This is a genomic window from Providencia sp. PROV076 (genome assembly GCF_028483405.1).
GTDB classification, from domain to species: Bacteria; Pseudomonadota; Gammaproteobacteria; order Enterobacterales; family Enterobacteriaceae; genus Providencia; species Providencia huaxiensis.
Genome location: NZ_JAMPRR010000039.1, coordinates 1 through 19,382 on the forward strand (window position 1 = coordinate 1; position 19,382 = coordinate 19,382).

Consider the following 19,382-nt stretch of genomic DNA (forward strand, 5'->3'; position numbering starts at 1 on the left):
GTTGTTGACTGCGCTCAGATAGCCGAATCACATACTTGTGTATGCTCATCGGTCTCTCTTCACTTGTCGCCTAGCTGCAGCTCGAATTATTTAGAGTACAAGTGGGGTTGTTTTTATTTTAATGCCACTTGAACACTGCCATTTTCGAGCGCTTCCCCATTCACAACTTGCCCATTTAACAAGCGCACTCGGGTATTTTGGCCGGCAGTGGCGTTGTTAATCGCTCTGCCTTCGTATTTCACTGAAAAATTATCACCATTGGCGAACACAAATACCGTTTGCCCCGCTTTTATTGCCCATGGTTGTCTTGTCATTGATTTTGTGAATGTTTGTCCGGCTGGAATATTGCGCAGGGCGATCGCTCCGCGAAGTGCGATTTTATCGGTGCTTGCGCCTGCTGGTAGCTTATGTAATAAGCCCTTTTTAGTTCCGATATCAACAAACTGTATAGATTCCCCTCTGGTTATATTACGTGTGGCTACGTAATACTGGCCTGTAACATTCACCGTTAGCTGAATAAACTGTTTTTTCTTGCCACATTGTACTGGGAGGGAAACATTACCCATATTGCGTCCACCAATAGGTGGGTTGATTTGAGGGTGCTCACAAGTTGGCCAACGCTCAATTGGGGTTTTAATTTCTATTGAAATGTGCGTTTTCTTGCCATGAATTTGGCGAAAATAATGGTTGATATCTTGGGGTAACGACGCTTCAGAAAGCGCTGGAGTAAGCCCTAACAAACTGATTACCATATATAATGGCATTTTTTTAGCGTAATACATCCCGTTGTATTCCCCCCAACAAACAAACTTTTTCACGATTGCAGTTTACGCAGCTCCGTAATAATGAATGAGCCAAATAGGTCAATTATTTTGCCTTTATCTCGCCATTAGATTTTTTAGTAGGCCGCTAAGATATGCGGGTCGAATTTTAATTTTTACTCACGAACGCTCAAATTCAAGGATCGCGTTATTTCCATTGAGGCCCACTATGATTGATAAATTAAACGCCACGTTTGCTTTCCAGCAACAGGCTTTGTCAATACGCGAAGCAAGGCAGACCGTATTAGCTTCAAACATTGCTAATGCCGACACCCCCGGCTACCAAGCACGTGATATTGACTTTAATCGTCAACTTCAACAAGCCATGGATAAAGGTGTGGTAGGGGGAAAAGGCGTGACGCTCGCTGTTACGTCGAAAGGACATATCGAAGGGCGAGGGGGCAAAGCGCCAAATATTGACCTGAAATATCGTGTTCCTTACCAAACCTCAATGGATGGTAATACGGTAGATATGGATATTGAACGCAGCCAATTCGCAGATAACACCCTGAAATATCAGGCCGACCTTACATTCATCAATAGCCGCGTCAAAAGTATGCTGGCTGTCTTACAGCAAGGGTAATCTTCATGGCTTTACTGAGTATTTTTGATATCTCTGCATCTGCATTGACCGCGCAATCTCAACGCTTGAATGTCAGTGCGAGCAATATGGCAAACGCAGAAAGTATTGCAGGGCCTGATGGTCAACCATATCGTGCAAAACAAGTCGTTTTTCAAATGGCACCACAAGGGCGCCACGAAGTGGGAGGCGTGCGTGTGAGTGAGCTGATAGAAGACCCTACGCCACCCCGTATGGAATATAAGCCCGGTCACCCGTCAGCGAATGAAAAAGGCTATGTGCAAATGCCGAATGTCGACATGGTTGGTGAAATGATCAATACCATTTCAGCCTCCCGTAGCTATCAAGCCAACTTAGAAGTGATGAATACAGCAAAAACCTTGCTGCAAAAGACACTCACAATAGGCCAGTAAGGGAGCGTTTTCATGGGAATTGCAGCCACAATGTACGACTCTTTGGACAATTCGATAGCTGGCCCTGAGCCGGCTGCGAGCAATGTGCCAAAGAAAAGTCAAAGTGACGATATGCGCGACACTTTTTTAAAAATGATTGTCACGCAGATGCAAAACCAAGACCCAACAAAACCAATGGAAAATACGGATTTAACCAGTCAATTGGCACAAATTGCCACGCTTGAAAGCATGAATAAACTCAGCGATAGCGTGAGTGGCATTTCCCAGCAAATTGGTTCAGGTCAGTCATTACAAGCCACTCAGCTTGTCGGAAAAGGTGTGCTTATTCCGCGCAATGAAATCATTTTAGCACCACTCAAGAAAGAGAACACAGGCGAAGACAGCAATGTGACTAAGCCATCAAACCCGCTTCCTGACGAGGGCATCAGCCCAAATAGCCCTTCAATGTTTGGGCTTAGTAACAAAGGTGCTATTGCAGGTGAAGAGGGCGGTGAAGAGCCGCAATCTGAATATATTTCCTCGCCGTTTGGGTTCTTTTTACCGAAATTGGCGGACAACGTTGAAATTACTATTCGCGATAAAAACCGAATGGTTGTGCGAACCATTACCTATGATACGGAAGTTAAACCCGATATCTATGATATGGCGTGGGATGGTCGTGATAACAACGGCAACTTGGTCACGGATACAACAGGAAAATATTACTTTGATGTGAAAGCCGTCAGTTCAGGGGCTGAAATCGAAGTGACCAAACTGGGGTATACCCGTGTTAACGGTGTGACCCCAGGCTCTGACGCACCATTACTTGATGTTGGCATTGGGCAAAGTGTCCCGCTGAGCAGCATTTTCAAAGTTTATCCATCTTCTTAATTTACCCCCAATACTCATGGAGAAAATATGTCTTTTTCACAAGCAGTCAGTGGCTTAAATGCAGCCTCAGCGGGGCTTGATTCAATTGGTAATAATATTGCCAACTCCGCAACAAATGGTTTTAAAGGCGCGACGACCTCATTTGCCGATATGTTTGCAGGCTCAGGTGTTGGCTTAGGTGTCAATGTGGCCGCAGTGACCCAAAATTTTAAAGATGGCCCAATCACGCGCACGGATAGAGCGACAGACGTTGCCATCTCAGGTAATGGTTTTTTCCGCGTACAAGACCAAAACGGTGATACTTACTACAGCCGTGATGGTCAATTCTTACGCGATAAAAGCGGTAATTTAGTCAATAACCAAGGGATGGTAGTCACAGGTTACCCCGCGAGTGTTGATGAAAAAGGCAATGTTACCATCCAAAGTGGTGGTGTACCTGAAGGCTTGAATATCCCAACGGATATGATGGATGCGAAAAAATCTGAGTTAGCGAAACTGACGATAAACCTTAATTCTGAAGATAAAGTTAAAGATAAGAAATTTGACATCACAAAGCCTGATGATTCAGCAACGTATAACTTTAGCACCACAATGACCGCTTTCGATAGTCAGGGTAATACCCATGAAATTTCAGTGTACTTTGTTAAAGAGTCAGATAACAAATGGACTGCTTATGCGAAAGACGCTAACGAAACTGAAGCTAAAAAACTGGGTGAACTAGAGTTTGATGGTAATGGTAAGTTAAAAGACGCAGATAAAGCCACATTTGCTTTCGCGTATAACGGGTTAAATGGCGCTGATAATGGAATATTAAACGTTGATTTAAGTAAGACTCGCCAACAAAAAGTCAGCGAGTCTTCCGTTAGTGCGATTGATGTTGACGGTTATCCAGCCGGTGAATACACCACCTTTAAAATCGAAGATAACGGTTTGATTACCGCTAACTATTCTAACCAACAAAAACGTGTGGTTGGTCAAGTGGCATTATCCGCTTTCGCAAACCCAAATGGTCTGGTCTCCCAAGGTGGTAACGTTTGGGCCTCTTCTAATGCGTCAGGTAACCCGATGGACGGCGTTCCGGGTGTCGGCCAGTTCGGTAAATTAACCAGCGGTGCGTTGGAGTCTTCTAACGTGGATATGAGCCAAGAGTTAATTAGCATGATTGTGATGCAGCGTAATTACCAATCAAACGCGCAAACCATCAAGACACAAGATCAGATGTTACAGACGCTGGTTAACTTACGATAAAACAAGAGGGTGGCCATGGATCACGTCATTTATACCGCGATGGGAGGAGCGCGTCATGCGCTGGAAAACCAAGCGATTGTTTCAAATAACATTGCCAATGTGTCAACCGCAGGCTTTAAAGCGCAATTGTCCGCAATGCGTGCCGTACCGATAAATGGTGACAGCGAGCAAACCAGAACACTGGTGGTGGCTTCTACTCCCGGTGCTGATATGAGCCAAGGGCCGCTCAATTATACGGGTAAACAAACTGATGTTGCGTTGAATGATAAGCACTTTTTGGCTGTTGAGTTAGCAGATGGCACAGAAGCTTATACCCGTAACGGTAATATTCAAGTGTCTAGTGAAGGTGAACTTGTCATTGGCGAACGTCGCTTACAAGGTGATGGTGGGCCAATTAACGTTCCGCCAAATGCAGAATTAACCATTGGTGCAGACGGGACAGTTACCGCGCTTTTAGCCACTGACCCACCAACGATGTTAGGGCAAATTGGGCGTTTGAAAGTGGTTGAAGCACAGCCTCAAGACTTGCTCCGTGGCGAAGATGGCTTGTTTCATTTATCACCACAAGGGCAAGCGGCAAATGGCAATGTTTTGCCACAAAGTGAACGCGGAATTGTCACTGCGGGGGTGATTGAAGGCAGTAATGTCAATGCCGCAGAAGCTATGGTTTCGATGATTGCTAATGCAAGGCACTTTGAAATGCAAATGAAAGTTGTCCGCAGTGCTGATGAAAATGCACAACGGGCGAACCAACTGCTCGCTGTTAGCTAAATACAGTAAGGAATTATTATGATCCGCTCATTATGGATTGCTAAAACAGGGCTTGATGCCCAACAAACTAACCTTGATGTTATTTCGAATAACTTAGCCAACGTTAGTACCAATGGCTTCAAGCGCCAACGCGCTGTTTTTGAAGATTTAATGTACCAAAATATTCGCCAGCCGGGTGCTATGAGCTCTGAACAAACGTCGTTACCATCGGGTTTGCAAATGGGAACGGGGTCACGCCCTGTTGCCACTATGCGTATTCACGCCCAAGGTGCATTAAATAAAACTGGAACAACGACAGATATCGCGATTAAAGGCCAAGGTTTTATCCATGTGCAAATGCCAGATGGTACAGATGCCTATACGCGAGATGGGGCATTACAACGTAATCAAGATGGCCAATTAGTGACATCCAGTGGCTACCAAATTGTCCCAGCGATTATGATCCCCGATAACGCTAACAGTTTGACGATTGCGCGAGATGGCACTGTATCTGTCACTGTGTATGGGGATACTCAACCGCAGCAAGTTGGCCAAATTACATTAACCACCTTCATTAATGATGCTGGTTTGGAAAGTATGGGTGAAAACCTGTATATGGAAACCGCCAGTTCGGGCGCACCAAATGAAAGTGCACCGGGTACCAATGGCGCAGGTTTACTTTATCAACACATGTTAGAAACCTCTAACGTCAATGTGGCAGAAGAGTTGGTCAACATGATCCAAACTCAACGTGCTTATGAAATCAACAGTAAGGCGGTATCCGCTTCTGACCAAATGTTACAGCGATTAACGCAATTGTAATGGGTAAAAATACGTAGAAATAACTCATTGCGATAGTGATGAGTTATTAATGAGAGGGACCTCTTCGTGATGATAAAACGTACACAGCAGCAAAAGAGTAACATGATGATTGAAAGCGGCACGATTTCTCAACAGCAAAAAGCAGCGTTGCTAACACGTTTCATAACACCTAAACAGGCAGGGTTACTTGCCATTTTGGTCTTAGTTACCAGCGGTTGTGCACAAATCAAATCGCGTCCATTAGTGGACACCCAAACCACGGCAATCCCAACAGCACCGACAGCACCCGCACCGAATGGCTCGATATTTCAAAGCGCTCAACCCGCTTACTATGGTTATCAACCATTGTTTGAAGACAGGCGTCCTCGTAATGTTGGCGATATTTTGACCATTAACTTGCAAGAAAACGTGAGTGCGAGCAAAAACTCCTCAGCGAATGCCAATCGTAGTGGGAAAACAGGTTTCTTAGCTGCGATCTTACCGGGTTTCATGCAAGGGTGGATTGGCGGTAAAAACACAGAATTAGATATTAAAGGTAACAGTGACTTTAGCGGCAAAGGCGGTGCCAATGCCAACAACACCTTTAAAGGCACCATCACTGTCACTGTAGACCAATTATTGGCGAACGGTAACTTACATGTGGTTGGTGAGAAACGTATTGCGATAAACCAGGGAACGGAGTCGATTCGTTTCTCAGGAGTGGTTAACCCGCGCACTATCGGCTCAGACAATCATGTGAGCTCGACACAAGTCGCTGATGCACGCATTGAATATGTGGGTGACGGCTATATTAACGAATCGCAAAACATGGGATGGCTACAACGCTTTTTCTTAAATGTTTCGCCTTATTAATTAAACATTAGCGAGAAAACAGCCGAGATAATTTAATGAAAAACAACGTATTAATTTTGCTATCACTATTTTTTTGCTTCGCTTTTTCAGCACACAGTGAGCGTATTAAAGATTTAACTACCGTTCAAGGCGTGCGAGATAACGCGTTGATTGGCTATGGTTTAGTTGTGGGTCTTGATGGGACAGGTGACCAAACCATGCAAACGCCGTTTACGACCCAAAGCTTGAATAACATGCTGTCGCAAATGGGCATCACGGTGCCACCGGGTACCAATATGCAATTGAAAAATGTAGCTGCGGTCATGGTCACCGCCAAATTGCCTCCTTTTGCACGTACAGGGCAATCCGTGGATATTGTCGTTTCCTCAATGGGTAACGCGAAAAGCTTACGTGGCGGTACGTTGTTGATGACTCCCTTAAAAGGGGTTGATGGGCAAATTTATGCAATGGCTCAGGGTAACATCTTAGTGGGTGGTGCGGGTGCCAGTGGCGGCGGCAGTAGTATTAAGGTCAATCAACTCAATGGCGGTCGTATTACCGGTGGAGCAACTATCGAACGTGAGTTGCCGAGCAGTTTCGGGCAAAGTGGTGCGATTAACCTGCAATTAAACGAAGATAGCTTCACATTGGCACAAGATATTGCGGATGCAATTAACCGAATGGGCGGTATGGGAACCGCGTCTGCGTTAGATTCTCGGACAGTGCAATTACTGGTTCCTGCCAATAATCGCGACCAAGTGCGCTTTTTAGCACGAGTGCAAGAACTGAATGTGCGTGCGCCAGTGGCTGAAGCGAAAGTGATCCTCAATTCACGCACCGGCTCTGTGGTGATTAACCGCAGTGTCACACTAGATAGCTGTGCTGTTGCACACGGTAGTTTAGCGGTCACGGTAGAAAGGCAAACTCAAGTGAGCCAGCCGGACACCCCATTTGCGGGTGGGCAAACCGTGGTGACACGAAACACCAGTGTCGGAGTACAAGATAGGGGCGGAGCATTGCAAAAAGTCAACGCCAGTGTGCAATTAAACCAAGTCATTCAAGCGCTGAATACACTCGGTGCAACGCCAAACGACTTGATGTCGATACTGCAAGCGATGGAAAGTGCAGGCTGTTTACGTGCGAAACTGGAGATCATCTAATGAGTGACATGCAGCTATTGCAAGGTGCCGCATTTGATTTACAGTCACTGGGGCAGTTAAAAGGTGAACTGAATAAAAATTCGGAGCAAGGGCTGCGCCACGTCACGCAGCAACTTGAGGCAACATTCGTTCAATTGATGCTAAAAAGTATGCGTGACGCACTTCCGCAAGATGGTTTATTTTCCAGCGACCAAACGCGCATGCTTACCAGTATGTATGACCAGCAAATCGCCCAAGATCTTTCGCAAAAAGGTTTAGGTTTCGGGGAAATGATGTACCAACAGCTCACTCGAGACCAACATACTTCAAGCGAGCCAACATCCAACAGCTTACTAGCGTTAGATGAAAAAACAGCACAATCATTACCACCATTTAATATGGAACAAATGATGCGCCACTTTGCACCAATGGGCGATGCTCTATCGGCGCCATTCCAAAAAATCAAAGCCTTATCACTTAATAGCAGTAATTTTATTAGCCGCTTAATTGAACCCGCAAAAGCGGCAAGCCAAAACAGTGGTATTTCACATTTTCTGGTATTGGCACAAGCGGCATTAGAAAGTGGATGGGGGCAGCGCGAAATTCTGAAATCAGATGGAAAAACCAGCCATAACCTATTTGGGATAAAAGCGGGAAAAAACTGGCAAGGGCCTGTCACGAATATTATGACAACAGAAGTGATTAACGGCAAAACCATCAAAATGCGTGATGATTTCCGTGTTTATGGCTCTTATGAAGAGGCGATTGCCGATTATATCAATCTATTGACCGAAAACCCGCGTTATAAAGATGTCAAAAAAGCACCGACACCAGAGATTGCCGCACGCCGTTTACATCAAGCTGGATATGCCACAGACCCCGGTTACTCGGACAAGCTTATCACTTTGATTAATCAAATACGCGGCCATCAACCGACAAGTAGCCTCTCGACTTCAAGGGCGGTTCAGGCATATACCATAGACTTAAACGATATTTTCTAAAAATACGGAATTATTGCGAGTTTGGACTAAATAATTACGCTGAATTTCCGATAACCAAATATGCTCTAAATACTTTGTGTTGCTATCGCTTTTATTGTGTCAGCCAATGGCGGCGATAAGCATCCAGAACAGGAAAAGCTTATGCTGAACAATGTAATGAATAATGCGCTCAGTGGTGTGAACGCTGCACAAGGCGGGTTAAGTGTGATTTCCAACAACTTAGCCAACGCAGGTGTGGGTTACTATCATCGCCAAAGTGCTGTTTTCGGGGAGAATCCCGGTACGATGACACCTAATGGCTATTTTGGTAACGGCACTTATTTCAGCCATGTTCGCCGTGAGTTTGATGAATTTGTCAATGCGCAGTACAGCCAATCTCGCGCGCGTAGCGGCGACTATGAGGCGTACGTTAAGAACTGTAATAAAGTTGATGATTTGCTTACTAATGATATCGAAGATATCTCGAGTAATATTGGCAGCTTTTTTACTGCGTTAGACGCGGCCAGCAGTGATGCCAGTGACAAGACGTTAATTGACGTTTTTTTAGGCAACTCAAATGCATTATTGAGCCAGTTTAAAGAAGCAGATCGTCGTCTGCAGGAAATGGAACGCGATACGAATCATCAGATAGAAAATAAAGTCAAAGATATTAATATCTACGCTGAAAAAATTGCCGGTTTAAACCAGCAAATTTCGCGGATCCGTTCAGTAAGTGGCTCAGAGCCAAACGATTTATTAGATGTGCGTGACCGTTTAGTCAATGAAGTTAACTCATTGGTTGGTGTGAAAGTTATTGAGCAAAACGGAAACTATAACGTGACGTTTGCCAATGGCTTGCCGTTAGTCACTGGTGAAAAAGCGAATCGCCTGGAAGCGGTTCCGTCTTCTAAAGATGATAGCCGTTTTAGTATAGGTTTTGTGGGGGCGAATGGCCAAGCGCGTGAAATCCCTGATGAATCATTCCGTGGTGGGGAGCTCAGTGGTATCCTGCGTTCTCGTCAAGAAGTCATGGACCCGGCTTATCAAAAACTCAATAAGTTAGCATTGGTTTTCGCGACTAAATTCAATGAAGTTCATAGCAAAGGTTATGATGCCAACGGTAACACTGGTAAAGACTTCTTTGAAATGGGTAAAGGCAGCGTTGTTAGTAACACCCATAATAGTGGCAAAGCAGATTTTGATCTCAGTTATAGCGATGTCTCTAAAGTTACAGGCAATAACTACGAAATGCGTTTTGACGGCAATGAATGGAATGTCACACGTTTACCCGAAGGCATTAACGTTCCTGTAGATTCCAATACTGCGGGTACACTGAAATTTGATGGTTTAGAAATCAAAATCAGCAATAGCACGGGTATGTCAAAAGGCGACTCATTTCTGGTGAAGCCAGTGAGTGGTGTGATCAACGGTATGCAGGTCTTGGTAAGCAATGCATCTGATTTCGCAGCTGCTGGAAGTAAAGACAGCGGCCCAGGTGATAATGAAAACATTAAACAACTGGTTAAACTGCAAGACGAAAAACTCATTGATGGTAGCTCCACGTTTTCTGATTTCTATGCAACGTTAGTTAATGATGTGGGCAGCAAAACCAAGCAAGCGCAAATTGATTCTGAAACACAGAACAAAATGACAGAAAGCTTCTATGAACAAGAGCAAGCTATCTCTGGCGTGAATATGAATGAAGAAAGTATTCAGATGCAGAAAATCCAACAGTTTTTCAATGCCAATGCGCAAGTGCTAAAAACAGTGGATGATTTATTTAACGCATTGATGCGTGCATTCTAAATATTAGCGATAGAATAAGGATTTAGCGATGCGTTTAAGTACTAATATGATTTATCACCAACGCTTGCAGGACATGAACAGCGCTCAAGCGCGTTGGATGGATGCAGGAAGCCAATTAGCGTCTGGTAAACGTGTAAGCAAGCCTTCTGATGACCCGCAAGCGTCTTCGCAAGCGGTGCGGATTAACCAGTCAGAAAACCGTAATCAACAGTATGTTGCCAGTCGTGGATTTGCTAAAACAGGAATGACGTTGCAGATGAGCATTTTGACTCAGATGACAGATGTGACGACACAAATCGATACCACAATTATTCAGGCATCAAACCAAGGTAGTTTAAGCGATAAAGACCGTAATACCTTGGCAGAGCAACTCACGGGTCTGAAAGAGCAGTTAGTGGCGTTGGGCAATTCGACTGATGGCAATGGCCGATATATTTTCGCGGGTTTTAAATCAGATAAACCACCATTTGAAATTGATGCTAACGGTGATGTGTTGTATCACGGTGGCGACAAAGCGATTATGCAGAATGTGGCGAGTGACCGTGAGATGACGACTTATTTCACTGGCGCGCAAGTGTTTGATACGGACAGTAACGGGGTTGTCAATATTTTCAAAGCGCTAAATACGGGTATTGAGTCACTGAAAAAACCACTGCAAGGCGCACCTCAAGCAGATTTAGACCAAGCGCAATCTGAGTTAGGTGAAGCGAACCGTGCCATTAAATCTGCATTAGATCAAATTTCCAATATTGAAGCTAAGCAAGGTTTACAATTACAAGAAATTGATAAATTGAATTTTTTAGCTGACACGCGCTCAATTCAAAACGCAGCCCGTAAAAGTGAGTTGTTAGAAACTAACTGGACTGGCACCACCACAGATTATTATAAAGAAAAAGCGATGTTTGAAGCTTCACAAAGTATTTTTAAAGACTTAAATAGCATGTCACTTTTCGGTAGCCGTTAATTATTTAATATTATTTTTACTCACCGCGCTTTGGAGTGATCCAAGCGCGGTTTTTTTGTTTGGTTTTTTTAGTCACTACTTCAAAGTTTGAGTTCACTATTTGTGTTTTTCATATTGCATAAATTTGCGTTTGTTTTACCCTAATTTGACCTTTGATTTTTGCTCTTTAAAAATTCATTCACTAAACAATAAGTTACAACCAGTACTGAAAATAAAGCTATTTTTCATTTTTTAAAGTTAGCACGTTGTTTTTATTTGTTTTAATCTACAAAAGTTATAGTTCACTGCCACACAGGCAGCTTAGAAAGATGTAATGGCCTCGCTTGGTTTGGCGACCTCGTTCACTGCCACACAGGCAGCTTAGAAACCGCGTTAATTGGTCAATACAGCGCCACAAAAGTTCACTGCCACACAGGCAGCTTAGAAAGCCAAATTCGCATGAAAAAAGACATTTTCGGGTTCACTGCCACACAGGCAGCTTAGAAAAAACTAACAAGGTCTGGTAAACCAAGTTAGTCGTTCACTGCCACACAGGCAGCTTAGAAAACCATTTATCAAGTAATTCTTTCAGTCTTACCGTTCACTGCCATACAGGCAGCTTAGAAAGTCAGATGTAGATACCATCTCTAGAAGCGAACTCAAAATTAATGAAGGTTAATTTTGGCTGATATCTTATTTGATTTTTTATACCCCCCAAACAGATTTGAATCAGCTTTTGCGTTGTAGTCCATAATGCTGCTCGAGTCTCAGATTTAAAAAATTCTATTGGTATTGTTCATTGTATTGACTGTATTTTGGCATAAAAAGCGCGGTAGTAATTGGTTGTCCAACTATTGGGGGGCACTTCGCTTTTAAATTTTCCTTAGGGTTTTCTTTTTGTAACAAAGCTAAACTAGATATCTAATTTCACTTGAACATCAATATGTATTTTGAAATAGATGATAAGCCACCATAACGGTAGCTTTTTGCTGTTAGATGACTTTACTATTTGATAGTATGAATTCCCTAATGTTTCACAATGGTTAAGTAGTAGCCTATGATTTTTTAAGTACTGATAGAAAAGTGAAAGAGTTAGGCATGCAACTTGAAAGTCGTAGCCAGTATCGATTTAGTCATAGCCATTAGCGTGTAAGCACCATATTTTCTAGGCTATAATTAATTAAGTATAGCAGTTTAAACCTCACATATGTAGGTATACAAATGATTGTTTTTATTATCAATCTGAAAGAAAGTTCTGAACGTCGAATGAAAATACAAATTCAGCTCGATAAAACTAAATTGAAATATGAATTTATCAATGCGATAAACGGGAAAGATCTATCAGACACTGAGCTTAAAGAGATTACTTATGACTATCCAAATTGTATGCTTTCAAAAGGTGAAATTGGATGTGTTTTAAGCCATTTGTCAATTTATAAAAAAATGGCAGATGAAAACATTGAGCAGGCATTAGTACTAGAAGATGATGCCACACTACCTCATAACATCGAATATGTAGTATCTAAAATAAAAAAAATAGATAAATTAACTAAGCCAAACATTTATTTATTATCATGCGTTGATAGCTACATAAAAAATCAAAAACTAGATAACAATATTTTCAAAGTTTATCAAGCTATTCGCTCTCATGCATACATTATCAACAAAAAAGCAGCCAAAAGACTCATATCATTCCAAACCCCAATTAAGTACGAAGCTGATATGTGGTGGTATTTTAGATATTTCAACTGTGCTAATATATATTGTTTTATACCGTCTGTCATACCTTATGATGATGAAACTAAAAGTATTTCTTTAATTGAGCAAGAGCGCCTACCATTAATAGAATCGAGAGAAAAATACAGAAGTCGACTTCGGAAAAAAATAAGAAATTATCAATATTATAGATTGAAAGATCTATTTTTAAAGAAAGTACTTCTAAAAATTGAATATTGTAAAAAATAACACTGGACGGGGCCTATAAACATAAAAACGCACAAGTTAGAATACTGATAGGGATGTAGAACGGGTCTACTTATTTCTTGATATTGCAGAGTACATGTACGTAAGACTTGGAGAACATTAAGAAAAATGGGGGGTAATGATCTTGTGTCAGTAAAAAAACTTGATATGATAATAAGCCGATTGTTACAACGGCTCTATTTTATGGGGTTAATTAGCAGTATTAATTTAAATCTTTACGCATAGCATTAATTAAGCGATTAACATCAAATTTACTCATAGGATCACCTATCGCAAGACCAAGATTATCACTAGTTGTTAGTTGAATTGCATTCGGGCTATTAGCACCAAAAATAATATTACAATTCTGATTTAAAACATTACGTTTATTATTATAGACACAATATTGTTTTATATTAAAAGCACTTGCTAAGTGAACAATCGCGGTATCTACAGAAACAACCACATCAGCATTTTCAACTAGTGCGAAAGAGTTTCCTGCATCACTATATGGATTTAACACCACATTTTCTAATGATTCACAGTTAATATTATGACCTAAATTAAAAACAACTGTTTTATAATCGTTTAGAGAGTTTAGATACTCGATTATTTCATTTATTTGTTGCATTGAAAAAGAACGTTCACTTTGTGATGCATAAGGATTAAGTATGATTAGTTTTTTATTTTCTTTTATTGAATTAGCATAGTCATGAGCAGACGAAAATTTGACACTATCAAAAGATAATTTGTATTGATAATTTTTAGTATCTAGCTTTAAATAGTCTAGAACCTTTCTCATTCGGTCAGTCAAATGAGACCCACCGTCACTGTGTAGATTTATATCGTATATACTTGCTTTAGGCTGATCGAAACCAATTGATTTTGCAGGGTTTAATAGAAATAAGGTTTTTAACCTATGGCGTATAGAATGGTCAAAATCAAAAATATCAATAACTAGATCAATATTAACTTTTTTTAATTCACTCACTAGTTCAGGTATTTTCTTTTTATCAAAAGAATAAAAACCATCATTCCCGATAATATCAGAAAATAAAAAACTTAATCCTTCTGGAGCAATAACGTATACTTTTTTACCACTAGACCTAATTTTTTCAATTAGACCTGATGTAATAATAGCATCTCCTATAGCCTTTGCGTGCATGAAAATGCATACGTTATTGCAATCATTTATATCAATGTTTTGTTTTTTATAAAAAAGCTTCATAAACCATAGGTTCAATTTAAACTTGATTTTTTTTGTTTTTTCATTTCTATATCTATTTATCTTTCTTAATATATTCATCTTCTAATTTTCACACTTAAATTTTATAAGTAAGAGCATAGCTATTATAATAATTATGATTGTAAGTTATTCAACTTAAATATTACTGATAAATGATTTAAGACCACATTCCCTTACTGTCGTAGTACATCAGCATCAAAATATATATCAATTATTCTTACTCGACATTGACTAACCCTATACCACAGCATCAATATGATATAAGCGTTGGTTACAGCGAAAGCCGCCCTTGAGCCTGAATTTTCTGTCTTCCCTGAATAGATGTGTGTAGTTGTCGAGGTCACTGCCATAAACCGCATAAAAAAGTTATCAAAGAGGTATTTTTTACTCACCATTTTGTGAAACTCTTCGCAAATTGGACTTTAGTCATGGGTTAAGACTTGTTTCGTAAGTTAAAGCTTATTCTAATAGGATTAATTGATTCAAAAATCTTATTATTTAAGGACGAAATTTAGCGTTTATGGATGATTTCTCGCCGAGTGACTTAAAAACTATTTTGCATTCAAAACGTGCCAATATGTATTACTTGGAACATTGCCGAGTGATGCAAAAAGACGGCCGAGTGCTCTATTTTACCGAAGCCAAAAACGAAAACCTCTATTTCAATATCCCGATTGCGAATACTACAGTTTTATTACTGGGAACAGGAACCTCCGTCACTCAGGCGGCGATGCGAATGCTATCCCAAGCAGGGGTACTCGTTGGCTTCTGTGGTGGTGGGGGAACGCCACTGTATATGTCCACCGAAGTTGAATGGCTAACGCCACAAGGGGAGTATCGGCCAACGGAATATCTACAAGGCTGGCTATCCTTTTGGTTTGATGATGAAAAACGTTTAGCGGTGGCTAAGATATTACAGCGGTCACGCATCAAGTACTTACAACAAGTATGGCAAAGCTCACGTGAGCTACAAAATGAAGGTTTTACCTATAACGACAGCACTATCCAATCCGCATTAAACACCTTTCACCAACGCACTGACGCAGCCCAAGATACACAAGAATTATTACTCACCGAAGCCCAACTGACTAAAACCTTATATAAGTACGCAGCGAATAATACAAGGCAAAAGAATTTTTCGCGTCAGCACCAAGCCACCGACAAAGCCAATGACTTTTTAAATCATGGTAATTATCTAGCTTATGGGCTAGCGGCGAGTTGCCTTTGGGTATTAGGTATTCCTCATGGCTTTGCGGTAATGCACGGTAAAACTCGTCGTGGGGCTTTAGTCTTTGATATTGCTGATTTAATTAAAGATGCCATTGTTTTGCCGTGGGCATTTATTTGCGGTAAAGAAGGGGCGAGTGAGCAAGAGTTTCGCCAGCAAGTTTTGCAATCCTTTGTTGACCATCAATCCCTTGATTTTATGTTCGATACCGTCAAGTCACTGGCTTTACTAGCAACAAAAAATCCACAACAGGTGACGTCCCTATGATGGTTACCTTTGTTTCTCAATGTGAAAAGCATGCATTAAAACGAACTCGGCGAGTGTTAGATGCATTTGCTAACCGAATTGGTGATAACACATGGCAAACCTTGATCACACAAGAGGGTTTGCAAATGGTTCAAAAATTGTTGCGTCGTAGTGCCAGCCGTAATACGGCGGTAAGCTGCCATTGGATACGTTCTCGTTCGCGCAGCCAGTTACTTTGGGTGGTTGGCAACAAAAATAAATTTAACTCGCAGGGGTATGTTCCGGTTAATCGAACAGAAAAATCCTTATTGGCTAGTGAACGTGAAAATAATTGGAAATATCTGTCGTTAATCAATGCATTAACGCGTTTAGCTGCCTTGCTTCATGACTGGGGAAAAGCCTCTCAGTTATTTCAAGACAAATTAAACCCGCACAGTAAAAACCATTTTAAAGGGGATCCGCTACGTCATGAATGGGTTTCTTCATTATTATTCAGTGCATTGGTAAAAAGCCAAGGTGATCCGCAACAAGACGAAAGCTGGCTTGATGCACTAGTTAACTCCTCATGGCATGAGCTGCAATTACAAACGTGGGTAAAGGAAAATAATCATTGTGAAACACCACTCAGCCAATTACCTGATGCGGCCTCGTTATTGGTGTGGTTGATTGTTTCTCATCATAGATTACCATTCTTAGGGAATGATAAAGAACGCTTATCCTATGCAGATAAAAGCAGTGACTCGCTAGCAAAACTATTAGAAACGTTGGATAAACATTGGGGTTATCAAAATTATTATGATGAGGCTGAATATTCACAGCGTATTCATCAATGTTTTGAATTCCCATATGGCTTATTGAGCGAGTCAAAAGTATGGCAACAAGCACTCAGTCAGGCGGCAGAACACCTTAAGCATCAACTTCCTCTGTTAAACGAAGCGTTAGAGAATGGCTGCTGGCGGTTGGTTGCGGAACAGGCGCGCTTATGTTTGATGTTAGGGGATCATAATTATTCATCAAAAGAGGCTGACCCGACATGGCAGTCAGATATTCCATTATATGCCAATACCCAACGTTTGCATGGGCACACTGAATATAAGCAACGGCTCGATGAACACTTAGTGAATGTGGCTAATATTGCGGCTAACGTCACGGAATACTTACCATTCTTCGCAACTGAGCCGCCTGTCGCAAGTGACATCAACGAACTTAAACACAATAAACATGCCACAGGGAAATTTAGCTGGCAGGAAGATGCAGTTAACGCCATTAATCAATATCGAGAAGAACAACAAGATAAAACGCAAGGGTATTTTATTGTTAATATGGCGAGTACCGGCTGTGGTAAGACAATCGCTAATGCCAAAATTATGCAGGCGCTAGCGGAAGATAAACAAAGTTTGCGGTTTATTTTAGCGTTAGGGCTGCGAACACTGACCTTACAAACAGGGGATGAATATCGAGACCGATTAGGCGTCGAAGATGATAACCTTGCTGTGCTGATTGGTTCAAAAGCGGTATTAGAACTCCATCAAAAACAACAAAATAACATTGAAGAACAGCCTCTGTCAGTGGAGTCAGGCTCTGAGTCCCAAGAAAGCCTTTTTGATGATGAAAGGTTAGAACTAAACTGGCAAGGCAGTTTACCGGAAGAAGAGCTCTCTACGGTATTAACAAGGTCAAAAGACAGAGCGTTGCTGTACGCGCCGATCTTAGCCTGCACCATAGACCATATAATGGGTGCCACAGAAACCACGCGAGGTGGGCGTTATATCCTCCCTTACCTGCGGTTAATGTCATCTGACTTAGTGATTGATGAGATTGATGATTTTACGGGGGATGACTCGAAAGCGATTGGGCGTTTAGTCTATCTAGCTGGGGCCTTGGGCCGTAAGGTGATGATTTCATCTGCTACTATTCCCCCAACATTAGCACTTTTCTATTTTAAGGCTTACCAATTAGGTTGGCGAATACATGCACTTAGCCAACAAAAATCACTGCAAGTGGGGTGCGTATGGGTGGATGAGGGGCAATATGACGGGAAGAAAGATAAATGTTTGCGTTCATGCCAAATTGCAACCATCACGGCTGTAGATGATGACATTACTCTTAATCATTACCGTCAATACCACCATACTTTTATTGAAAAACGCATTAAAGTGCTGCAATCACAGGCAGCGCGTCGCAAAGCGTTTATTGTGCCGATGCAAAAAGAACAAGGCCCTGATCGACAAACGCAATATTTTTCTCATATTCAGCAGGGGATCTTAGGCCTGCACCAAATGCATTTCTGCACTGAAAAGCAAACCCAACTGCAAGTCTCCTTTGGTGTTGTACGTGTTGCCAATATCCCCGTTTGCGTTGCATTAACCCATTATTTATTAGCGAGCGAATGGCCGGAAGGAGTAGAAATTCGCACGATGGCTTACCATAGTCAGCAAGTGCTGCTGCTACGTCATGAACAAGAAAAACACCTTGATGCGGTATTGAAGCGCAAAGAAAAAATAGGGGAGCCCCCGGAGGCTTTCCAAAACCCCGTCATTCGTCAACATATCGACCATGTTCATCAGCAAGGTAACGCGAAACAGCTTATTTTTATTTTAGTAGCAACGCCTGTTGAGGAAGTCGGCCGCGACCACGACTTTGATTGGGCTGTAATTGAACCATCTTCTTATCGCACTATTATCCAAATGGCTGGGCGAGTGCGTCGGCACCGAGAGGGGGAAATTAGCAGTCCCAATATTGCCTTGTTGCAATATAACTGGAAAGGCTTTATTGAAGAAAAACCGCAAGATGTTTTTTATAAACCGGGCTATGAAAATGGCAATCTAAACCTACGGCTATCCACCCATGACCTGTGTGAGCTGGTGGATGAGCCGCAATTGCAAAATTCTGTCGATGCGATCCCTAGAATTCAACAAATCCCGAATTGGAAAAGCCAGCAAAAAAACAGTTTGGCTTGTTTAGAGCATGCATCAATCGAGCGATTGATGGGCGATATTACCGATCTTAAACCCAAAACAACAACGCATTCACGCCTGCTTTCTCAATCAATAGAAACTCCGTTAAATACACCTAACACGCTTTGGGGATATACCTGTGGGGTTTGGGGGCTAACAGCTCTTTCTCAGCAGTTTTTTTCATTTAGAAAAAGTGAACCAACAATGTGTTTATCGTTGATTTTATCGGCAAAAAATAACCCGTATTTTTGTGAATATGATAAAGACAGTGGTTGGGTAAAAGTTGATGGTAAATATGGGATAGGTTTTCAGCCACTGGCCGAGTCACTAAAACAGAGATTATGGCTAGTACGTGATTATCAGCAATCCTTAGAAAGTCGTGAAAATGAATACCAGTCAGCGGAACAACTTTCTCGACGTTATGGCGAAATCAGTTTCTCACCACGCGAAAAAAGTGGAGTTCATTTTTATTATAACGACCAAATGGGACTCAGCACACTTAATGTTTCCGAGTAAAAAATTCAGTCACAAGGACCATTT

General features: G+C 41.7%; 16 protein-coding genes and 1 CRISPR repeat array. Of the genes, 14 read left to right on the plus strand and 2 right to left on the minus strand.

Features of this window, described 5'->3' with window-relative positions; all coding sequences use genetic code 11:
• Window positions 1–113: 113 nt before the first annotated feature.
• The gene (flgA, locus tag PSF67_RS20190) at window positions 114–752 is read right to left on the minus strand and encodes a flagellar basal body P-ring formation chaperone FlgA (protein WP_181490167.1); all 639 of its coding nucleotides are present in this window, start codon (window positions 750–752) and stop codon (window positions 114–116) included.
• A gap of 238 nt (window positions 753–990) precedes the next feature.
• On the opposite strand from flgA, the gene flgB reads away from it, so the two are divergent.
• From flgB to PSF67_RS20250, 12 genes are all read left to right on the plus strand, one after another.
• On the plus strand, window positions 991–1,404 hold the full coding sequence (gene flgB / locus PSF67_RS20195) for a flagellar basal body rod protein FlgB (RefSeq protein WP_004255669.1): 414 nt from the start codon (window positions 991–993) through the stop codon (window positions 1,402–1,404).
• A gap of 5 nt (window positions 1,405–1,409) precedes the next feature.
• Window positions 1,410–1,814, plus strand: coding sequence for a flagellar basal body rod protein FlgC (flgC, locus tag PSF67_RS20200; protein ID WP_004909868.1), 405 nt, complete (start codon window positions 1,410–1,412; stop codon window positions 1,812–1,814).
• 12 nt (window positions 1,815–1,826) lie between these two features.
• A complete protein-coding gene (locus tag PSF67_RS20205) occupies window positions 1,827–2,684 on the plus strand; it encodes a flagellar hook assembly protein FlgD (RefSeq protein WP_102139596.1) in 858 nt (285 codons plus the stop codon).
• 27 nt (window positions 2,685–2,711) lie between these two features.
• Window positions 2,712–3,932 (plus strand): flagellar hook protein FlgE, encoded by a 1,221-nt coding sequence (gene flgE / locus PSF67_RS20210; RefSeq protein ID WP_094961173.1) that lies wholly within the window; start codon window positions 2,712–2,714, stop codon window positions 3,930–3,932.
• A gap of 15 nt (window positions 3,933–3,947) precedes the next feature.
• Window positions 3,948–4,703 (plus strand): flagellar basal body rod protein FlgF, encoded by a 756-nt coding sequence (locus PSF67_RS20215; RefSeq protein WP_166266891.1) that lies wholly within the window; start codon window positions 3,948–3,950, stop codon window positions 4,701–4,703.
• An 18-nt stretch (window positions 4,704–4,721) separates the two neighbouring features.
• Window positions 4,722–5,504: a flagellar basal-body rod protein FlgG gene (flgG, locus tag PSF67_RS20220; RefSeq protein WP_166266893.1), complete on the plus strand. Its 783-nt coding sequence runs from the start codon at window positions 4,722–4,724 to the stop codon at window positions 5,502–5,504.
• A gap of 69 nt (window positions 5,505–5,573) precedes the next feature.
• Complete coding sequence (locus tag PSF67_RS20225) at window positions 5,574–6,356, plus strand: flagellar basal body L-ring protein FlgH (RefSeq protein WP_375373117.1); 783 nt, start codon at window positions 5,574–5,576, stop codon at window positions 6,354–6,356.
• 35 nt (window positions 6,357–6,391) lie between these two features.
• Entirely contained in the window at window positions 6,392–7,495 is a 1,104-nt protein-coding gene (locus PSF67_RS20230; RefSeq protein WP_102139600.1) for a flagellar basal body P-ring protein FlgI, read from the plus strand.
• Window positions 7,495–8,475: a flagellar assembly peptidoglycan hydrolase FlgJ gene (gene flgJ / locus PSF67_RS20235; RefSeq protein WP_272677539.1), complete on the plus strand. Its 981-nt coding sequence runs from the start codon at window positions 7,495–7,497 to the stop codon at window positions 8,473–8,475. The genes PSF67_RS20230 and flgJ overlap by 1 nt, the downstream gene beginning before the upstream one ends.
• Before the next feature lie 141 nt (window positions 8,476–8,616).
• Entirely contained in the window at window positions 8,617–10,260 is a 1,644-nt protein-coding gene (gene flgK / locus PSF67_RS20240; protein WP_272677540.1) for a flagellar hook-associated protein FlgK, read from the plus strand.
• A 28-nt stretch (window positions 10,261–10,288) separates the two neighbouring features.
• Entirely contained in the window at window positions 10,289–11,224 is a 936-nt protein-coding gene (gene flgL / locus PSF67_RS20245; protein WP_102139603.1) for a flagellar hook-associated protein FlgL, read from the plus strand.
• A gap of 279 nt (window positions 11,225–11,503) precedes the next feature.
• Window positions 11,504–11,830: direct repeats of the CRISPR family, unit length 28 nt; unit sequence GTTCACTGCCACACAGGCAGCTTAGAAA.
• Between the two features lie 594 nt (window positions 11,831–12,424).
• The gene (locus PSF67_RS20250) at window positions 12,425–13,168 is read left to right on the plus strand and encodes a glycosyltransferase family 25 protein (RefSeq protein WP_102139605.1); all 744 of its coding nucleotides are present in this window, start codon (window positions 12,425–12,427) and stop codon (window positions 13,166–13,168) included.
• Between the two features lie 220 nt (window positions 13,169–13,388).
• Here PSF67_RS20250 and PSF67_RS20255 read toward each other — a convergent pair whose 3' ends face one another.
• Window positions 13,389–14,471, minus strand: coding sequence for a glycosyltransferase family 9 protein (locus tag PSF67_RS20255; RefSeq protein WP_272677541.1), 1,083 nt, complete (start codon window positions 14,469–14,471; stop codon window positions 13,389–13,391).
• A 460-nt stretch (window positions 14,472–14,931) separates the two neighbouring features.
• Between PSF67_RS20255 and cas1f the strand changes: the two genes are divergently transcribed.
• Complete coding sequence (gene cas1f / locus PSF67_RS20260; RefSeq protein ID WP_272677542.1) at window positions 14,932–15,906, plus strand: type I-F CRISPR-associated endonuclease Cas1f; 975 nt, start codon at window positions 14,932–14,934, stop codon at window positions 15,904–15,906.
• Window positions 15,903–19,358: a type I-F CRISPR-associated helicase Cas3f gene (cas3f, locus tag PSF67_RS20265; protein ID WP_272677543.1), complete on the plus strand. Its 3,456-nt coding sequence runs from the start codon at window positions 15,903–15,905 to the stop codon at window positions 19,356–19,358. The genes cas1f and cas3f overlap by 4 nt, the downstream gene beginning before the upstream one ends.
• The last annotated feature ends 24 nt before the right edge of the window (window positions 19,359–19,382 follow it).

Bases quoted from the DNA above. Each gene is read 5' to 3' on its own strand.
- flgA (WP_181490167.1), bottom strand. From the start codon at position 752: ATGGTAATCAGTTTGTTAGGGCTTACTCCAGCGCTTTCTGAAGCGTCG.
- flgB (WP_004255669.1), top strand. From the start codon at position 991: ATGATTGATAAATTAAACGCCACGTTTGCTTTCCAGCAACAGGCTTTG.
- flgC (WP_004909868.1), top strand. From the start codon at position 1,410: ATGGCTTTACTGAGTATTTTTGATATCTCTGCATCTGCATTGACCGCG.
- PSF67_RS20205 (WP_102139596.1), top strand. From the start codon at position 1,827: ATGGGAATTGCAGCCACAATGTACGACTCTTTGGACAATTCGATAGCT.
- flgE (WP_094961173.1), top strand. From the start codon at position 2,712: ATGTCTTTTTCACAAGCAGTCAGTGGCTTAAATGCAGCCTCAGCGGGG.
- PSF67_RS20215 (WP_166266891.1), top strand. From the start codon at position 3,948: ATGGATCACGTCATTTATACCGCGATGGGAGGAGCGCGTCATGCGCTG.
- flgG (WP_166266893.1), top strand. From the start codon at position 4,722: ATGATCCGCTCATTATGGATTGCTAAAACAGGGCTTGATGCCCAACAA.
- PSF67_RS20225 (WP_375373117.1), top strand. From the start codon at position 5,574: ATGATAAAACGTACACAGCAGCAAAAGAGTAACATGATGATTGAAAGC.
- PSF67_RS20230 (WP_102139600.1), top strand. From the start codon at position 6,392: ATGAAAAACAACGTATTAATTTTGCTATCACTATTTTTTTGCTTCGCT.
- flgJ (WP_272677539.1), top strand. From the start codon at position 7,495: ATGAGTGACATGCAGCTATTGCAAGGTGCCGCATTTGATTTACAGTCA.
- flgK (WP_272677540.1), top strand. From the start codon at position 8,617: ATGCTGAACAATGTAATGAATAATGCGCTCAGTGGTGTGAACGCTGCA.
- flgL (WP_102139603.1), top strand. From the start codon at position 10,289: ATGCGTTTAAGTACTAATATGATTTATCACCAACGCTTGCAGGACATG.
- PSF67_RS20250 (WP_102139605.1), top strand. From the start codon at position 12,425: ATGATTGTTTTTATTATCAATCTGAAAGAAAGTTCTGAACGTCGAATG.
- PSF67_RS20255 (WP_272677541.1), bottom strand. From the start codon at position 14,471: ATGAATATATTAAGAAAGATAAATAGATATAGAAATGAAAAAACAAAA.
- cas1f (WP_272677542.1), top strand. From the start codon at position 14,932: ATGGATGATTTCTCGCCGAGTGACTTAAAAACTATTTTGCATTCAAAA.
- cas3f (WP_272677543.1), top strand. From the start codon at position 15,903: ATGATGGTTACCTTTGTTTCTCAATGTGAAAAGCATGCATTAAAACGA.